The organism is Candidatus Symbiopectobacterium sp. NZEC135 (genome assembly GCF_025962695.1).
Map to the genome: position 1 here is coordinate 1 of NZ_JAGFPF010000678.1, position 1,047 is coordinate 1,047.

Here is a 1,047-nt window from a genome sequence, read left to right on the forward strand (position 1 = left end):
TCCGCATGCCCGAACCGCATGCAAGTTCACTCCATTCGTCAGGAAACGCCCGACGTCTGGACGCTTTCGCTGATTAACCACGATTTCTATCCTTATCGTCCGGGGCAGTACGCGCTGGTTTGCATTGCCAACAACCCTGACACCCTGCGCGCCTATACCCTGTCGTCAACCCCAGGGTTAAGCCCGTTTATCACGCTGACGGTACGGCGGTTGGAAGATGGCACCGGTTCAGGCTGGCTGACGCAGCAGGTCAAACCCGGTGACTATCTGTGGCTTTCCGATGCACAGGGCGAGTTTACCTGCGTCGATGCGGGCCATGCCGAGCAGGAACGTTATCTGATGATGGCCGCAGGCTGTGGCGTGACGCCCATCATGTCGATGAGTCGCTGGTTGTTGGCAAACCGTCCGAACGTTCACTTGCAGGTGATCTTTAATGTCCGCAACCCGCAGCAGGTGATTTTCGCCGCCGAGTGGCAGCGCCTGACAGAACAGTATCCATCACAGTTGACGCTGACGTTGGTCGCCGAGTTTGACGCCGAACCCGGTTTTCTCGCAGGAAGGTTAACACCTGCGCTGCTGAACCAAGAGGTGCCGGATCTGGCACAGCGTATCGTCATGACCTGTGGCCCGGCCCCGTATATGCAGCAGGTTGCCGCACTGGTTGCCGATGCTGGCGTCCCCACGACACGCTTCTACAAAGAGCAGTTCCAGATTGGCGCTGAATCATTGGAAGAGGACGGTGAACAGCTGACGCTGACCATTCGCCAACCGCTTAATACGCTGCGTGTGCCTGTTGGTATCAGCCTGTTAGCCGCGTTGGAAAGCAATAAAATACCGGTTAATGCCGCGTGCCGCGCAGGTGTCTGCGGCAGTTGCAAAACCAAAGTGCTTTCCGGCGATTACACCACCAGTAGCACCATGACGCTGACGGCAGAAGAGATTGCACAAGGCTATGTGCTGGCGTGCAGTTGCCAACTGCACGGGGACACGGTGTTGGCGTAACGCCCAGCCAGGGCATCACGCACCAACGTTAAGGCCACCAGACAC

1 protein-coding gene is annotated in these 1,047 nt (G+C 57.7%); it reads left to right on the forward strand.

Annotation, left to right across the window (positions count from 1 at the left end; genetic code table 11):
- Positions 1–1,002: NADH oxidoreductase (hcr, locus tag J5224_RS29675; protein ID WP_264628648.1), on the forward strand; the 1,002-nt coding region annotated here is incomplete at its 5' end.
- Positions 1,003–1,047 lie beyond the last annotated feature (45 nt).